The following is a 14,686-nucleotide window of genomic DNA, read 5'->3' on the forward strand; positions in this document are numbered from 1 at the left end:
ATCGCTCCAGATCGATCCGCCAGGTCTCGTTCACCGCCATCGCAAAGGATCCGTCAGCCTACACTGACACATCCGAATCAATGACGATTCCTGTCGGTTCCTTCAACCTGCCAAAGTAGTGCTAGCTGATCCTCTTCGATTTTGGTCCGGGGCCGATCCGCAGTCACGCCGGCGCGTATCGCAGCCCGTCGTTCACCATCGAGGCCAAGGGCCGCCCCGACGATTTCGTGCTGAAGCCGCAAGAATTCTACGAGATACCGACGGGCTCTGGTATGGGGTCGAGCCGATCTGCCGCGTCCTGCCGATCGCCCCATCCACTTATACCACGAGCGCATCGCGCAGCGACAGGATCCCACACGCCTGTCGGCGCGCGCACGGCAGGATGCGGCCCTCAAGCCCGAGATCGCACGCGTGTTCGCAGAGAACTTCGCGGTCTACGGCGTGCGCAAGGTCTGGCGGTAGATGATGCGGGAGGGCATGTCCGTCACCCGCTGTACGGTTGCTCGGCTGGTGCGCGAGATGGGCTTGGCAGGAGTGATCCGGGGCAAGCCGGTGCGCACGACCATCAGCGACAAGGCGGCGCCGTGCCCGCTCGATCACGTCAACCGCCGGTTCTATGCGCCAGCGCCGAACATGCTGTGGGTGTCGGAATCTACTTACGTCGCGACCTGGGCGGGCTTCGTCTACGTCGCCTTCGTCATTGATACCATGGCAGCGTGACTCACAATCCGATGCCTCTGGCAGACCCGGCGCGGTTCAGTCACCGTCCCTCCGCCTTGTAGAGGCCATTGATGGGTCTCGGCCAAAGCACTGTCGTAGCTATCGCCGACGCTACCGACCGACGGCTCGATCCCGGCTTCGGCGAGGCGCTCCACATAGGCGGTGCAGGCATATTGGGCGGATTCAACCGGTCGCTATGAATGGATGAGGCCGCCCCGATGGGTCGGCCGGCGGCCCGAGGTGAGCAGCGTCCGTGACCAGTGTCTCGCCCGGCGCGCGGTTCCATCGATGGTCGGTCGGAAGCTTGTGGATCGGAGGCGGCCCCGGGGAGCCGTGTCGCCGTCGGTGATCAGAGCTGTGCGGGCAGGGAACCAGCCTTTGCGGGCAGCCGACCCTGACTCTTCGGTCGGCTTCCTATGGGCTGACATACGAGCTTATCGGAGAACCTCATATAGATATTGACACGGTGGTATTATAGACGAATTGTCACATACAAGACGCAGCGTCGGACAGGGTGAGGGAAGTGTCATGCAAATTTTGTCACAGCGCAGCTTAGGGCTGAAACTCAATCAGAGCCAGAAGGCGAGCGCGGTCGCGATGGCGACGCCTGACAGGAAGTTGGCGGCGAGTTTATCATAGCGGGTGGCGACACGGCGGAAGTCCTTGAGACGGCAGAAGGCGTTCTCGATCAGGTGGCGGCCGCGGTACCGGTCTTTGTCGTAGCGGATTGTGCGTTTGCGGTTTCGCCGTCCGGGGATGACGGGAACGGCTCCGGCGTCACGTAGCGAACGGCGCAGCCGGTCGGCATCGTAGCCTTTGTCAGCAAGGAGGTAACGCATCCGGCCAGCACGTTCGAGAAGCGCGGGCGCTGCCTTCACGTCGCTGACATTACCGGCCGTCAGCATCAGGGCATAGGGACGGCCGATGACATCGGTCAGCGCGTGGATCTTAGTCGTCCATCCGCCGCGCGAGCGACCGATCGCCTGGATCTGGCGCCCCCTTTTCCGCCGAAGGCTGCGCGTTGCGCCTTGATATAGGTGCTGTCGATCGCGGTACTCTTCGTGACCACGCCAGCATCCGCCAGCGCGTCGAGAAGCTTGAGCCAGAAGCCACGGCGCGACCAGCGGTTGAACCGGTTGTAGATCGTCGTGGATGGCCCGTAATCAGCCGGGCAGTCGCACCAGCGACAGCCGACCTTCAGCACATGCACGATCCCGGAAATCACCCGCCGGTCGTCTACCCGTCGCGCGCCGGGCTGGTTCTTCGGCAGATGCGGTTCGATCGCCGCCCACGCTCTATCCGACAACCAGAACAGCGCCATGACTCACTCCTCCTGACCCGCGCGCCACTGAATCAGAAAAACCATCATCCCTCAAGATGCTGATTGGGTTTCGACCCTAGTAAAGCGGACCGACGCTAAGCCAACAGCCCCTGCCGTAAAAACCACCATTGGACGTTCAGACCGTCGGCGGCGCCTTCCAAGACAGAATATTTGTTCATCACTACTTTGGCGGCGGCTACGACGGCGCAGACTCGCCCCTGCCTGACAAGTTCTGACAAGCACCGTAGGCCGTAATCTCGATCTTCAATTGCCCACTTAATCCCCGGCGTGAACGGCTAGGAATGACCGGGATTAGGGAGCGAGTCGGACATTAGCGACGCGTCAGCGAACCAGCTGCTGTGCGGAACAATCCGTGAAGATCCGCGGATTTCCAGCTACGGTCTTGCAGCAAATATCCAGTAAGTTGCACGACCGCGCAGATAAAAGGCAGGCTAAGTGCCTGAAGACGCTGGTGACCCCTACGAGAATCGAACTCGTGTTTTCGCCGTGAGAGGGCGACGTCCTAACCGCTAGACGAAGGGGCCAATCGGTGGAAGCGGGCCTCTATCGGGGGGCGGGTTAGGCGTCAAGTGCGGCGTTGCGGTTAATTGTCACCGCTGCTGAAAAATCGGTGTTTCGGTGTAATGATACGGTCGCAATCCGGGCCTAGGCGACCACCGCGGGACATGCGCCTGGCCAATTCGCAATGATGAGGAACCGCCTGTCGATCGGAAGGGGATCGGCATGAGGGATGGCGCGCGTCCCCGATACGCGGCTGCGGCCGCTTTCAGTGAGGAACCTCCGTGACCAAGACCCCCCGTTTCAAATCGATGCTGCTGCTCGGCGCTGCCATCGCCGGCATGACCGTGGCCGCTGCGCCAGTCTATGCTCAGGATACTGCCGAGCCCCAGGCCGAGGACACCGGCCTCGCGGAAATCGTCGTGACCGCCGAGCGCCGCTCCGAAAATCTTCAGCGCGTGCCGCTGTCGGTGGCGGTGATCGACAGCGACCTGGCGCGCGATACCCAGGCGGGCGGCGACGACACGCTGCTGTCGCTCGCAGGGCGCGTCCCCGGCCTCTATGCCGAGACGACCACCGGCCGCATCTTCCCGCGCTTCTACATTCGTGGCCTCGGCAATATCGACTTCTATCTCGGCGCGTCGCAGCCCGTGTCGATCATCCAGGACGACGTGATCCTCGAGCATGTCGTGCTGAAGTCCAACCCGGCCTTTGACGTGCGCCAGGTCGAGGTGCTGCGCGGTCCGCAGGGTTCGCTGTTCGGCCGCAACACCACCGCCGGCATCATCAAGATCGACACGATCCGCCCGAACACCGAGTCGTTCGACGGTCGCGTCACCGCGTCCTATGGCAGCTATAACAGCATCGCGATCGACGCCGGCGTCGGTGGGCCGCTGATCGAGGGCAAGGTCGGCTTCCGCCTGTCCGGCCTGTACCAGCATCGCGACGACTGGGTCGACAATGTCTATGCCGGCCCCAGCGCCGACGGCACGGTCGTCCCGCGCAAGAAGGCGATGGGCGGCTTCGACGAGCGCGATCTGCGCGCGCAGCTGCTGTTCACGCCGACCGAGCAGCTGTCGATCCTCGCCTCGGGCCATGTCCGCGATTATGATGGCACCTCGACCCTGTTCCTGCGCGGCGCGCTGAAAAAGGGTTCGAACGACGTCAGCGGCGTCGCGCGCGACAAGGTTGCGTTCGACGAGGCCGCGAACAATCCGCAGGGCTATACAACCTATGGCGGGTCGCTGAACGCGGCGTACGAGTTCGGCGGCGTCACGCTCACCTCGATCACCGGTTATGAGACCACCGCCGGTTACAGCCGCGGCGATACCGATGGCGGCGCGGCCGCGAATTTCGGCGGCGTCGGCTTCGGTCAGTCGATGGGCAAGGTCCAGGGGCTCGACCAGTGGACGCAGGAACTGCGCCTCGCCAGTGACGGCACCGGACCGTTCAAGTGGCAGGTCGGCGGCTTCTACTTCGATTCGCGCGACACCACCGACTTCTACCAGCGCGCCTGGTTCCTCACGACCAACCGCAACCCGAACAACTGGGTGCGGCTGCACAATGTCAACACCAGCTGGGCGCTGTTCGGTCAGGCAAGCTATGCGGTGACGCCCGAGTTCACGATCACCGCGGGCGGCCGCGTGACCGAGGACACCAAGGAAACCCGCCTGCTCAAGACCGCCGACACCGCGGCGGGCGTCGTGACCTATACCGGCCGCCGCTATGTCCGCCTGTCCGACACCAAGCCGAGCTGGGACCTGTCGGCGCTGTATCAGGTGAATCCGGACTTCAGCCTGTATGCGCGCGTCGCCTCGGGCTTCCGCGGGCCGACCATCCAGGGGCGTTCGGCGGTGTTCAACTCGGACTTCACCACCGCGGATTCGGAAACGATCCTGTCGTGGGAGGCCGGCTTCAAGAGCAACCTGCTGGGCAACACGCTGCGGCTGAACGGCAGCGCCTTCTACTACACCGTCGACGACATCCAGCTGAACGGCAATGATTCGAACGGCAACGGCGTGCTGTTCAATGCCGACAAGGCCAAGGCCTATGGCGTCGAGCTGGAGGCCGACTGGCGCCCGGTCCAGAACCTGACCTTCTCGGCGGGCCTCAGCCTGCTCCACACCGAGATCCAGGACAAGCGCGTCTATGCCCAGGTCTGTGCGCTGAGCGGCAAGGTCGTCTGCACCGTCAACGATCCGACGATCACCCGCACGATCTTCGGTGCGCCGGCGGTCTTCGCCCAGATCGACGGCAATCCGCTGCCCAACGCGCCGGAATATAATATCAACTTCTCGGCGCGGTACGACCTGCCGGTCAGCGATGACGGCAAGCTCTTCATCGCCACCGACTGGACGGTGCAGGGCAAGCAGAATTTCGTGCTGTACGACAGCGACGAGTTTACCGCGAACGGCAACTTCGAAGGCGGCCTGAAGATCGGTTACGCCGGCGGTGACGGCGCCTGGGAAATCGCGGCGTTCGCGCGCAACATCACCAACGAGAAGAATCTAAAGGGCGTGATCGAGAATTATATGGCGGCCGTGCTGAACGAGCCGCGCATCATCGGCGTCTCGTTCAACGGCCGCTTCCGCTAAGCCTCGCGCAAGCGGACAGCCACAATGAAGAAGGGCCGGCGGATCGCTCCGCCGGCCCTTTCTTTTTGCCGTGGATCCGGATCAGGCCGCGGCCTTGCGCCGCTCAGCCATTTCGGCGTTCAGCATCTCGGCCAGCAGGAATGCCAGTTCGAGCGACTGGCCGGCATTGAGGCGCGGGTCGCAGTGGGTGTGATAGCGATCGGCCAGGCCCTGCTCGGTGATCTCGACCGCGCCGCCAGTGCATTCGGTGACGTTCTGGCCGGTCATCTCGGCATGGATGCCGCCGGCGAACGTTCCCTCGGCACGGTGAACCGCGAAGAAGCCGCGCACCTCGGCCAGAATCCGGTCGAACGGCCGCGTCTTGTAGCCGTTGGCGGCCTTGACGACATTGCCGTGCATGGGGTCGCAGCTCCACACCACCGAATGCCCCTCGCGCTTCACCGCGCGGACCAGCGTGGGCAGGGCGGCCTCGATCTTGTCATGGCCATAGCGGGTGATCAGCGTCATCCGCCCCGGAATCCGGTGCGGGTTGAGCGTGTCGAGCAGCTTCAGCAGCGCGTCCGGCTCGAGGCTGGGGCCGCACTTCATCCCGATCGGGTTGCCGATCCCGCGCAGGAACTCGACATGCGCCGATCCCTCGAACCGGGTGCGGTCGCCGATCCACAGCATGTGGGCGCTGGTGTCGTACCAGTCACCGGTCAGGCTGTCCTGCCGCGTCATCGCCTGCTCATAGGGGAGCAGCAGCGCCTCGTGGCTGGTGTAGAAGTCGGTCGCCTTCAGTTGCGGCACGCTGTCGGCGTCGATCCCGCACGCCTGCATGAAGTCCAGCGCCTCGCCGATCCGAGCCGCCATCTCGCCATAGCGTTTCGCCCAGGGGGTGTTGCCCATGAAGTCATGGGTCCATTTGTGGACCTGGTGCAGGTTCGCATAGCCGCCGCTGGCGAAGGCGCGCAGCAGGTTGAGCGTCGCCGCCGACTGCGAATAGCCCTGGATCATCCGCTGCGGATCGGGGATGCGCGACGCCGCGGTGAAGGCGATGTCGTTGACATTGTCGCCGCGGTAGCTGGGCAGCTCCACGCCATCGATCGTCTCGGTATCGGCCGAACGCGGCTTGGCGAACTGCCCCGCCATGCGGCCGACCTTCACCGTCGGCAGCTTGGACGCATAGGTCAGCACCACTGCCATCTGCAGGATGACGCGGAACGTGTCGCGAATATTATTGGGGTGGAACTCGGCGAAGCTTTCGGCGCAGTCGCCGCCCTGCAACAGGAATGCCTTCCCCTCCGCGACACGCGCCAGGTCGGCAGTCAGGCTGCGCGCCTCGCCGGCGAACACCAGCGGCGGGAAGTTGGCGATCTGCGTCGTCGCCGCCTCCAGCGCCTGTGCGTCGGGATAGGTCGGCAACTGGCGCGCTTCGGCCGTTCGCCAGCTGGCCGGGGTCCATTTGGCGTCGAGATCATTGGCGGCGGCGCTCACCTGCACATACCAATCCTGGTGATGCGCGATGCCGTTCGCGGCGATCTGGTTGACGACGACCGCATTCGCGCGCTTGCCATCGTCCTCCCAGCCCTGGACCGTGCTGCCGGGTGTATCATACCAGGCACCGAATGCGGCGCGTGAAAGGGACCGTTCCTCACGGAAGCGGCGGATCTTGGTTCCTGCAAGTGTCGTTGTCATAGCGACACGCTCTTACCCTTATGGGGTAAATGATAGCAAGGGCCAATCTTCACTCTAACCCCATTTGGGTTATTGGTGCTGCAGACGCCAACGGCTAGGGTCACGCCATGAGTGCGAACGTGGTTCAAGCGCGGACCGGAGACATGCCGCCGCTGTTGCGCGCGTTGCTCGTCGAGCGGTTTGGCGCCTCGTCGCTGGCCTATCATAATCTGGGCCATATCCTGCACATGCTGGAAGGGCTGGAGACCATGTTCGCGGACGCGCTGAACGACCGCGACCTGCGCATCCTGCGGTACGCGATCTGGCTGCACGACGCGTTCTACGATCCGATGGCCAAGGACAATGAGCGTCGCAGCGCCGATCTGGGGCTGGCGCTGTTGGAATGGCCTGAGGACGAGATGCGCGATCTGGAGTGCTGCGTGATGGCGACCAAGGGGCATGCCACCGATCACCCGCTCGCCCGGATCCTCGTCGATCTCGACCTGTCGATCCTCGCGGCGGACAGGCCCGACTATCGCCGCTATGCCCTCGCGATCCGCGACGAATATGCGATGCATTCGGAGGATGCCTATCGTTCCGGTCGTATCGCCGTGCTCGACGGCCTGTGCTCGGTACCGCTGCTTCGCCGGCTGTCCGTGGCCAGGGGGCTTGGCGAGACCAAGCTGGAGGGCCGTGCGCGCGCCAACATGCGCTGGGAACAGGCGCGGCTGCGCGAGGGCGGGGCGATCGTCGATGCGCTGGGGCGCGACTGATCCGGCACGTTTGACATGCGGCGCACCGACCCGCATGATCGCCGCCATGTACGCATCAGCGACATTCCTGCGGTTTCGCATGCATTCCGGACAGCTCGCCGCGCGCGGCTAGCCCGGGCTTCGTTCGCGGGCGGACGCCCATGAGGTCCGGGTTCTTCAGAGATATTGACGGTGTCAGGCCCGATCGGCCGCGCCGACCCCCATGACCGAATGGAATTGCCATGCCTGATGTACAGCGGGTGCGGGACGATGATCGTCCCGCCATCCACCTTATCGACCGCGAATGCGACGCCCTTTATGCCCTGGCGCTCGACGCCGGTGCACGCCAGTCGGGACAGGCCGCGTTGCTGCTCGCCGAACTCGACCGGGCCGAGGTTCACCGGCTCGACGCGCTGCCCCCGGACATCGTGACGATGCACAGCCGTGTCGAGTTCGTCGACGAGGGCAGCGGCGCCACGAGGACCATCACGCTCGTCTATCCCGGCGAGGCGGATATCGCCGCCGGCAAGGTTTCGGTGTTCACCCCGATCGGCGCCGGTCTGATCGGCATGCGTGCGGGGCAGACGATCCTGTGGCCGGACCGGGACGGCGCATCGCACCGCTTGCGCGTCGTGAAGGTCGACCGGCCCTGAGGCTGTCGACTCCGTGCTCGCGCGTCGCCGCGTCAGGGGGTGGGCAGCCAATTCCCGTGAAAGCCTGGCGGAATGCGGTGGGGGATGCGGACGGTGGCGACCGGCGCATCCTCGAACCGCTGCGCGTCGAGGATGACGAGGTCGGTGGTCTCTCCCGGATGATTCACCACCAGCCCGATCAGCCAGCCTTCGCCCTCCGCCGCCGCCTCATGGGCGGGCACGAACACGAACTCGCCCGGATAGCGGCCCTCGCCGAGTTCGTGGACGCGCCGAGCGTCCTCGACCAGATCGTGCATGATCAGGTGCGTGGCGGGCAGGAATGACGCATGCTGATCGCGCTCCAGCCCGATGGACCAGGCATAGCGATAGGGCTGGCCGAAGCGGCGCTCGTCGGGGCGGGGGAATTCCTGGGGATGATCGTCGACGACGCGACGCGTAACGGTGCCGGCGACGGGATCGACCGTCCAGCGCTCGAATGCGCTGTGCCGCGAATCCGGCCCGGCGCTGCCGTCGGTAAACATCGTGCGATGCGCCACGACGTCGAGCGTGACGGTGCCGTCCTCGCAATCGAACGCGTTGGCGACGTGAAAGACATAGCATGGATCGACGTCGCACCACATTACCGCGTCGCCCTTGCCCTCGCGCGGCAGCAGCCCGACCCGAGCGCGGTGCGACGGGTTCCAGCGATAGGGAAAGCTCGCCCCGCCGATCAGCGCCTTGATCGAGAAGGTAACCGGCAGGTCCAGGATCACCACATAGCGCCCGGTGATCGCGCAATCATGGACGGATGGCCCATGATCGACCGCGATCGGTTCCTCGCGGCGCACCTTGCCCTGCGGCGTCACCACAGTGTGCCAGATCCGGCCCTGGTCCGCGCCCTTGTAGCAGACGGCGTGCAGTTCGCCGCTCAGCGGATCCAGGTGCGGATGCGCCGAGAAGCTGTGCGTCAGGGTCCCGCCGAACGGATCATAGGCAATGCTCTCCAGCGTCTCGCCCAGTTCGATCGGCGCGCTGCCCGCCTCGACCAGCGCCCAGGTCCGCCCGGCGATCCCGACCACATTGGTGTTCACCGCACCGACATCGCTGCGTGGATTGGCGATCGGGGGCTCTCCAAGCGTTTTCGATACCTCGGCGGATCGCGTCCAGCGGTTGCGATACCAGCGGGCCCTGCCACCCTCGATGCGCAGTCCGTGCACCATGCCGTCGCCGGTGAACCAGTGATGGCCCGCGGTGGCGGGCCGTATCGGGTTGGGGCCAATCCGCAGATAGCGCCCGTCCAGCGCTGGCGGGATCGTGCCGGTCACCGGCAGATCCTCCAGGGTCAGCTCCTCGACCATCGGCTGATGGATACCTTCGACGAACGGACTGGATGCGGAGGGGGTCAGCGCACGGCTCATCTTCGCCAGCGCCAGAACGCCGCCGGTTACTGCCGAGCGGATCGCAGTCTCTACGGTGCTTGCCATTTTCGGGCTCCGGACTAAATGTTGACGTTGTTTACATACGCTCAATGATAACAGTGTCAACATGTTGGATGCGACGTGCGAAAATATCATCATGGCGACCTGCGATCGGCGCTGATTGAGGCTGGGCTGAAGCTGCTGGCGGACCGTTCCGCCGACGAGCTTGGCCTGCGTGAGGCGGCTCGATCGGTCGGGGTCAGCGCGACTGCGGTCTATCGGCATTTCCCCGACAAGGGTGCGTTCCTGGCCGCGCTGGCGGCAGAGGGACTCCGGCAACTCGGCGCGGCGCAGCGCGATGCCGCAGAGCGGGTCGGCGGGGGGAGTGCGGGTTTCGCTGCCACGGGCGCGGCCTATGTCCGCTTCGCCATCGCCAATCCGGCGCTGTTCCGACTGGCCTTCTCCGCCAGCGGGGTCCAGGATGCGTCGTGCCTGGCACCGGGAGGAGGGGAGGCGCCGTCAAACGACGCGGCGCTGCTGCTGCGCGACCATTCACGCAACCTGTCGACCGATCAGGCAGCGTCCCGCCAGATTGCGCTTCGCGCCTGGGCGCTGGTCCATGGCCTGGCGTTGCTGATCCTCGACGGTCAGGTCGTGCTCGACGATGCCGAGATCGATTCGGTCGTCTCCGGCTTCGCGCCGGTGAAAAACTGAAGGGGCGGCGCCGCCCCGCTCAATAGCCCGCGGCGAGGTCCACTTCGTTCTTCAGCGGCCGGCCAGCGACATAGGCCTGGAGATTCTCGACGAACAGGGTCGCGGCGCGCATGAACATCCGCGTCTGGCTGCGGCCCGACAGATGCATCGAGTGGATCGCATTGGGCGCCCGCCACAGCGAATGTTCGGGCGGCAGCGGTTCCGGCGTGACCGTATCGAGAAAGGCGCCGCCGATCCGCCGCCTGGTCAGCGCATCGACCAGCGCGTCCTGGTCGATCAGGTCGCCGCGCCCGACATTCACGATCCATGCGCTCGGCTTCATCGCCGCCAGTTCGTTCGCTCCGATCATGTGCCGGCTGCCGTCGGTCGAGGGGGCGGCGAGGAACACCCAGTCATAGCTGCCCAGCCGCGCCTGCCACTGGTCGGGCGTCAGCGTGCCGTCGGCGCCCGAGCGGGTGACCGCGGTCACCCGCGTCCCGAACGCGGCCAGGCGCTCGCCGATCAGTCGGCCGATCGTGCCGTATCCGATCACCAGCGCATCGCTGTCGAACAATTCCTGCTTGCCCGGCGCGTCGACGGGCCATTGCTGGCGGTCCGCGGCCCGCACCACCTCGTCGAAGCGCTTCGCTGCGACCAGGGCGCCCATCACGGCATATTCGGCCACCGTATGCGCGTTCACGCCGCTGCCATTGGTCACGCGCGTGCCACGCTGCTGCAGCAGGTCGGTGTCCAGTGCGTCGAGCCCGGCATAGATGGTGGACAGCCATCTCAGCTGCCCGGCAGCCTCGACGCTGCGCGCCCATTCCTCCGGCCGGTTGTTGTCGAGCCAGCCGATCTCGGCATCGGCCACCATGGCGCGCGCCTCGTCGGTCGTGGCGAACCAGTGGACCTCGATTCCGGCAGGGATGTGGGACTCGACGAGCGGACGGGCGAGCGCGGGGAGGACGGCCTTCATCGAGAGAGGGTAGCGCAGCGGTCGCCCACTGCAATCCTCTCCCCGTGAAAGCGGCCTCGATCAGTTCCTTCCGTCTCCGCTCGGACGGGTATCGGAGGGCTGGGGCGTCGGCGACGGACTTCCGCTGCGGTCGCCGCGGCCGTCCCGGTCGCGATCGCGGTTGCCGTCGCGGTCCCGGTCGCGATCCCGGCCGCGCGGCGTTGCCGAAGGTGTCGGGCTGGGCGTCGGGCGAGCATCGCGGTCGGGCCCGCGATCCCGGCCCTGACCTGCGCGTTCGCCGCCCCGGTCGGGACGATCGCCGTGCTGACCGGCCTGCTCGCGGGCGCGATCGGCGCGTTCGCGGCGGTCGCGCGCCTCCCGCGCAGCCTCCTCGGCCTCGCGAACGCGTCCGGCGTCGGGCGTCCGGCCGCGGCCGTCGCGATCGAACTCGCGCACCGGACGGTTGCCGTCATACGCATAGGCGCGGCCGTCGCGCTGCACCAGAAAGGGGTTCTGCTCGCCGCGACGGAAATAGGCGACGTTGCCGCCGTCGCGATCGGCGGTCCGGACGATCCTGCCGTCGCGGGTCCAGGCCCAGCCATCGCCGTGCCGGATCCGCTGGACACCCGTCCCGCTCCGGATCTCGTCCTCGATATCGCCCGCCTCGACCAGGGGTGCGCTTTCCGCCGCCGATGCACCGGACGCCGGTGCCGGCACTGCCGCCACGGTGACCGCTTCGATCGTCTGGTCGTCGGCATCCTCGACGACCGGCGCCGCGTCGTTGAACGCGGCGTCGTTCAGCGCGGCGGCGTTGCCGGTATCGACCATCGCATTGTCGGTGGTCTTCTCAGCGCCGCAGCCGGCAAGCGCCAGCGCGGGTACGAGTGCAATCAGGGGAAGGCGGGGCAGGGGCATGTCAGTCTCCACATGGACCGACCGAATCTGCGGCGGCCTTCAGGCAGGGAGTGAATGCGCCAGCACCCGCTTCTATCCCTGCGCCGGCATGTCGCCGTCGCTCAGGGCGGGCTTCCAGTCCCATCCCAGCGGATCGCCGTCCATCACCTCGACCCCCGCGGTGGACAGTTCGTCGCGGATCGCATCGGATCGGGCAAAGTCCTTGTCGGCTCGCGCCTGCTTGCGCTCGGCCAGCCGCGCATCGACCGCGTCTGCGCTGAGGGTCGCGCTGTCCGGCCGCACGCGCAGCGCGGCGCGATCCAGCTCGAGCAGCTTCAGGCCCAGCACGCGGTCGAACGCGCCCAGCGTTGCCAGGCGATCCTCGACCGACAGCGCCTTGTCGTCGATCAGCTCGTCGAGCAGCGGCAGCGCGCGCGGCGTGGCGAGATCGTCCGACACCGCCTCGTCCAGCCGGGTCAGATAGGATTGCGCGGCAACGCCGTCGCCCGCTGCCCTGGCCTTCAGCTTGCCCACCGCCATCACCAGCCGCTTCAGCCGGGTCAGCGCGGCACCCAGATTCTCGGTGCTGAACTCCAGCTCGCTGCGATAATGGGCGCTGATGCACATCAGCCGATAGGCGATCGGATGCACGCCGCGCCCGACCAGCGCGTCCAGCGTGGCGATGCCGCCCTTGGACTTGGACATCTTGCCGCCGCGGTCGACCAGGAAGTTGTTGTGCATCCACACGCGCGCGCCGCTGTCGGCGCAGCCGCAATGTGCCTGGTTCTGCGCGATCTCGTTGACGTGGTGGATCTCGCGGTGGTCGATCCCGCCGGTGTGGATGTCGAACGGCAGGCCCAGCAGCTCCTTGCTCATCACCGAGCATTCCAGGTGCCAGCCCGGTGCGCCGCGGCCCCAGGGTGAGTCCCACTCCATCTGTCGCGTCTCGCCCGCCGGCGTCTTGCGCCAGATGGCGAAGTCCTGCGGATGGCGCTTGCCCGCGACCGGATCGATTCGCGCCTCGCCCTGATCGTCCTGCGATCCGGCCAGTCGCCCGTAATCGGGGACGGTGCTGCTGTCGAAATACAGTCCCGAGTCGAGTTCGTAGCAATGCTTCGCCGCGATCTCCTCCGCGAACGCGATCATCTTCGGCACATAGTCGGTCGCCAGCGGCATGTGGGTCGGCGTGCGGATGTTCAGGTCGGCCAGGTTGCGGCGAAACACATCGGCATAGTGCCCGGCGATGTCCCAGGCGCTCTGGCCGCGCTTCTTCGCCGCCGCCTCCATCTTGTCGTCGCCCGCATCGGCGTCCGACGTCAGGTGGCCGACATCGGTGATGTTGATGACATGGGTGAGCGGATAGCCTTTCCAGCTCAGCACCCGGCCCAGCGTGTCGGTGAAGACATAGGCGCGCAAATTGCCCAGGTGCGGATCGGAATAGACCGTCGGTCCGCACGAATAGACGCGCACGCCCTTGTTGCTGTCGAGCGGTTCGAACCGCTCGAGGCTGCGGGTGATCGAATTGTAAAGCGTGAGTTCGGCGCCGTGCATGGCGCGTGTCTTACCGGCGTGCGCGCGCCGCGCAATGGCGTATCCGACGCGGGACCTGCCGCCGGGTCGGCGTCAGCCGGTCAGGCAGCCGCGGATTCGAAGGGGCGGGGTGCGATGATGCCGATACCGGGACGCTGGCTGGCGATCAGCGGCAGCGCGGTCGAGCAATAGGCGCATTCGACGGTGGAGCGCCCGACCAGCCAGTGGGTCTGCCCGCAATCGGGGCAGCTGGTGGCCTGGTCCTGCCGATATCCGATCCGGGATGACGTCTGCGACTGTCGAACACCGAAATCGTACATGCCAGATCTCCGTTATGACCTCTGCCGAAACGGAAGGAATCGGCTTTTGTTCCGCACGTGCCGGAGGTGAGTCGGTTCGAAGCGTCGATGAAGCGTGTGGCGAAGCTTCGAAGGAAAGGTGAACCCTGGATAACGGCTGCATTCAGCGAAACTGCATGAACGATTCGCTAGACCGCTCGACAACGGGAGCGATCATCGCACCCCTGGGAGCTTGACCATGAAGAAGATCCTGTACTCCGCGGCGATCGCTGGAACTGCCCTGATGGGCGCGCTGACCGCAACTCCGGCTTCGGCACAGGCCTATGGCTATTACGACGCGCCGTCTTCCTATTATGACGAGGGCTATCGCGGCGACTATTATGACCGCGGTTACGATCGTCCGGCATATCGCGAGGACTATCGCGAGGTGCGCCGTGACCGTCGCCGCTATTATCGTGGCGACCGCTGCACCTCGGGCACGACCGGCACGATCGTCGGCGGCGTTGTCGGCGCGCTGCTGGGCGGCGAGATCGGCCGCGGTTCGAGCCGCTGGAGCCGCCGCAGCACCACCGGCACGATCATCGGTGCGGGCGCAGGCGCGCTGCTGGGCAACGAGGTTGAGAAGAGCAGCTGCCGCGACAATTATTACCGCCGCTGAATCGTCACGCTCAGTGGCAAGGGAAAGGCGTCCGGGGATGACCCG

11 protein-coding genes, 1 tRNA gene and 2 pseudogenes are annotated in these 14,686 nt (G+C 65.9%); 6 read left to right on the forward strand and 8 right to left on the reverse strand.

Translation table 11 applies throughout. The annotated features are described in order from the left end of the window. Positions 1 to 271: 271 nt before the first annotated feature. Positions 272 to 714, forward strand: a pseudogene (locus TPR58_RS10900) (IS3 family transposase); the annotation flags it as partial. Between the two features lie 575 nt (positions 715 to 1,289). On the opposite strand, the pseudogene TPR58_RS10905 reads toward TPR58_RS10900, so the two are convergent. Both TPR58_RS10905 and TPR58_RS10910 read right to left on the reverse strand, forming a co-directional pair. Continuing rightward, positions 1,290 to 2,041: pseudogene (locus TPR58_RS10905) on the reverse strand (IS5 family transposase). Positions 2,042 to 2,511: 470 nt separating this feature from the next. Continuing rightward, positions 2,512 to 2,586 (reverse strand) — tRNA-Glu (locus tag TPR58_RS10910). A 315-nt stretch (positions 2,587 to 2,901) separates the two neighbouring features. On the opposite strand from TPR58_RS10910, the gene TPR58_RS10915 reads away from it, so the two are divergent. Further along, entirely contained in the window at positions 2,902 to 5,154 is a 2,253-nt protein-coding gene (locus TPR58_RS10915) for a TonB-dependent receptor (RefSeq protein WP_346246970.1), read from the forward strand. Positions 5,155 to 5,235: 81 nt separating this feature from the next. On the opposite strand, the gene TPR58_RS10920 is transcribed toward TPR58_RS10915, so the two are convergent. Continuing rightward, positions 5,236 to 6,831 (reverse strand): class II 3-deoxy-7-phosphoheptulonate synthase, encoded by a 1,596-nt coding sequence (locus tag TPR58_RS10920; protein ID WP_346246695.1) that lies wholly within the window; start codon positions 6,829 to 6,831, stop codon positions 5,236 to 5,238. A gap of 107 nt (positions 6,832 to 6,938) precedes the next feature. Between TPR58_RS10920 and TPR58_RS10925 the strand changes: the two genes are divergently transcribed. Together TPR58_RS10925 and rnk are read left to right on the forward strand one after the other, a co-directional pair. Next, a complete protein-coding gene (locus TPR58_RS10925) occupies positions 6,939 to 7,583 on the forward strand; it encodes an HD domain-containing protein (protein ID WP_346246696.1) in 645 nt (214 codons plus the stop codon). Positions 7,584 to 7,804: 221 nt separating this feature from the next. Beyond that, entirely contained in the window at positions 7,805 to 8,215 is a 411-nt protein-coding gene (gene rnk, locus TPR58_RS10930) for a nucleoside diphosphate kinase regulator (RefSeq protein ID WP_346246697.1), read from the forward strand. A gap of 32 nt (positions 8,216 to 8,247) precedes the next feature. Here rnk and TPR58_RS10935 read toward each other — a convergent pair whose 3' ends face one another. Then, on the reverse strand, positions 8,248 to 9,678 hold the full coding sequence (locus tag TPR58_RS10935) for an 8'-apo-carotenoid 13,14-cleaving dioxygenase (protein ID WP_346246698.1): 1,431 nt from the start codon (positions 9,676 to 9,678) through the stop codon (positions 8,248 to 8,250). A gap of 75 nt (positions 9,679 to 9,753) precedes the next feature. On the opposite strand from TPR58_RS10935, the gene TPR58_RS10940 reads away from it, so the two are divergent. After that, the gene (locus TPR58_RS10940) at positions 9,754 to 10,326 is read left to right on the forward strand and encodes a TetR/AcrR family transcriptional regulator (RefSeq protein ID WP_346246699.1); all 573 of its coding nucleotides are present in this window, start codon (positions 9,754 to 9,756) and stop codon (positions 10,324 to 10,326) included. Between the two features lie 19 nt (positions 10,327 to 10,345). Here the strand turns inward: TPR58_RS10940 and TPR58_RS10945 are convergent, their stop codons facing one another. The 4 genes from TPR58_RS10945 to TPR58_RS10960 all read right to left on the reverse strand — a co-directional run bounded on the left by TPR58_RS10945 (position 10,346) and on the right by TPR58_RS10960 (position 14,004). After that, positions 10,346 to 11,281, reverse strand: a complete 936-nt coding sequence (locus TPR58_RS10945) for a D-2-hydroxyacid dehydrogenase (RefSeq protein ID WP_346246700.1) — start codon at positions 11,279 to 11,281, stop codon at positions 10,346 to 10,348. A gap of 60 nt (positions 11,282 to 11,341) precedes the next feature. Next, complete coding sequence (locus TPR58_RS10950) at positions 11,342 to 12,175, reverse strand: hypothetical protein (protein ID WP_346246701.1); 834 nt, start codon at positions 12,173 to 12,175, stop codon at positions 11,342 to 11,344. A gap of 72 nt (positions 12,176 to 12,247) precedes the next feature. Then, positions 12,248 to 13,705 (reverse strand): cysteine--tRNA ligase, encoded by a 1,458-nt coding sequence (gene cysS / locus TPR58_RS10955; RefSeq protein ID WP_346246702.1) that lies wholly within the window; start codon positions 13,703 to 13,705, stop codon positions 12,248 to 12,250. Positions 13,706 to 13,785: 80 nt separating this feature from the next. Further along, positions 13,786 to 14,004, reverse strand: coding sequence for a hypothetical protein (locus tag TPR58_RS10960; RefSeq protein WP_346246703.1), 219 nt, complete (start codon positions 14,002 to 14,004; stop codon positions 13,786 to 13,788). Positions 14,005 to 14,221: 217 nt separating this feature from the next. On the opposite strand from TPR58_RS10960, the gene TPR58_RS10965 reads away from it, so the two are divergent. Beyond that, positions 14,222 to 14,641 (forward strand): glycine zipper 2TM domain-containing protein, encoded by a 420-nt coding sequence (locus TPR58_RS10965; RefSeq protein ID WP_346246704.1) that lies wholly within the window; start codon positions 14,222 to 14,224, stop codon positions 14,639 to 14,641. The last annotated feature ends 45 nt before the right edge of the window (positions 14,642 to 14,686 follow it).

The sequence above is a fragment of the Sphingomonas rustica genome (assembly GCF_039652585.1).
Classification (GTDB): domain Bacteria; phylum Pseudomonadota; class Alphaproteobacteria; order Sphingomonadales; family Sphingomonadaceae; genus Sphingomonas; species Sphingomonas rustica.

Bases quoted from the DNA above. Each gene is read 5' to 3' on its own strand.
- TPR58_RS10915 (WP_346246970.1), top strand. From the start codon at position 2,902: ATGACCGTGGCCGCTGCGCCAGTCTATGCTCAGGATACTGCCGAGCCC.
- TPR58_RS10920 (WP_346246695.1), bottom strand. From the start codon at position 6,831: ATGACAACGACACTTGCAGGAACCAAGATCCGCCGCTTCCGTGAGGAA.
- TPR58_RS10925 (WP_346246696.1), top strand. From the start codon at position 6,939: ATGAGTGCGAACGTGGTTCAAGCGCGGACCGGAGACATGCCGCCGCTG.
- rnk (WP_346246697.1), top strand. From the start codon at position 7,805: ATGCCTGATGTACAGCGGGTGCGGGACGATGATCGTCCCGCCATCCAC.
- TPR58_RS10935 (WP_346246698.1), bottom strand. From the start codon at position 9,678: ATGGCAAGCACCGTAGAGACTGCGATCCGCTCGGCAGTAACCGGCGGC.
- TPR58_RS10945 (WP_346246700.1), bottom strand. From the start codon at position 11,281: ATGAAGGCCGTCCTCCCCGCGCTCGCCCGTCCGCTCGTCGAGTCCCAC.
- TPR58_RS10950 (WP_346246701.1), bottom strand. From the start codon at position 12,175: ATGCCCCTGCCCCGCCTTCCCCTGATTGCACTCGTACCCGCGCTGGCG.
- cysS (WP_346246702.1), bottom strand. From the start codon at position 13,705: ATGCACGGCGCCGAACTCACGCTTTACAATTCGATCACCCGCAGCCTC.
- TPR58_RS10960 (WP_346246703.1), bottom strand. From the start codon at position 14,004: ATGTACGATTTCGGTGTTCGACAGTCGCAGACGTCATCCCGGATCGGA.
- TPR58_RS10965 (WP_346246704.1), top strand. From the start codon at position 14,222: ATGAAGAAGATCCTGTACTCCGCGGCGATCGCTGGAACTGCCCTGATG.